This window comes from Candidatus Thermoplasmatota archaeon, assembly GCA_022848865.1.
Classification (GTDB): Archaea; Thermoplasmatota; Thermoplasmata; order RBG-16-68-12; family JAGMCJ01; genus JAGMCJ01.
The window spans coordinates 1-1185 of record JAJISE010000098.1 but is presented as its reverse complement, the minus strand read 5'-3'; the positions used below and the strand labels follow the sequence as shown (position 1 = coordinate 1185).

The window sequence follows — 1185 nt, the reverse complement described above, 5'->3', positions numbered from 1 at the left end:
GGGCCACAGGCTAAGTACCTCGGCCGAAGCCTCGATACGTACACCCTGGCTCCATCTAACCCGTCTTCTACGGGCGCCCTCGACCCGCCCCCACAGACAAGCTGCGAGAACGGGAAGGCCGTCTATTTTTAGGAGAAGCTTCGAGCTTAGATGCATTCAGCTCTTATCCTACGAGGCGTAGCTGCCCGGCGATGCCCTGTCGGACAACCGGTACACCAGAGGCCTCAGCGTCTCGTTCCTCTCGTACTAAAGACCCTTTCCCCTCAGACAACCAACACCCCCAACAGATAAAATCCGACCTGTCTCACGACGGTCTAAACCCAGCTCACGATCCCTTTTAATAGGCGAGCAGCCTCACCCTTGGCCCCTCATGCAAGGCCAGGATAGGAAGAGCCGACATCGAGGTACCGAACCGCGAGGTCGATGCGAACTCTCGCCCGCGACAAGCCTGTTATCCCCGGGGTAACTTTTCTGACACTACCAACCCTCATTAACAAGGATATGATAGCTCGTTAAGCCTGGCTTTCACCTCCGGAACTCGTATTGTTGGAGATCCGGTCAGGCTAGCTTTTGCCTTTACACTCTACGGAGGGTTTCTGTCCCCCCTGAGCTAGCCTTTGGGCCCCCTCGATTCCTTTTCAAGGGGGTGCCGCCCCAGCCAAACTGCCCATCTGCCGTTGTCCCGGACAACTAGGCCTCGGTCAGAGAAGCAGCCTTACAAGGGTAGTGTTACATTGACGCCTCCCGCCCCCCCGGAGAGGGGCGCTCATCGGCTACTATCTACGCTCTGCAAGCAAGGCCAGTTCTCAGCGACAGACTGCAGTAAAGCTCCACGGGGTCTTCTTGTCCCGCTGGAGGTCGCTGGACTGTTCGTCCAGCCTGTGGGTTCACCGGGATCTAGGCGGGGACAGTGGGGTCCTCGTGGATCCATTCATGCACGTCGTAACTTACACGACAAGGCATTTGGCTACCTTGAGAGAGTCAGAGTTACTCCCGTCGTTTAGCGGCCCTTCCCCCGGTTGAAATCAGGATTCAGGTACCACCACTGGACAGGATTCAATAGCCGTACGAAAGCTTTCGCTCTAGCGGCTACCTATGTTTTTAGTAAACAGCCGGAACCCCCTAGTCACTGCGACCTACCACCCCCTCTTCCGAGAAGACAGTAGGCATCCCTTATACCAAAGA

At 56.5% G+C, this 1185-nt stretch carries 1 rRNA gene; it reads right to left on the bottom strand.

Annotated elements, in window-relative coordinates:
- A 23S ribosomal RNA gene (locus LN415_09840) occupies positions 1-1185 on the bottom strand; the annotation flags it as partial.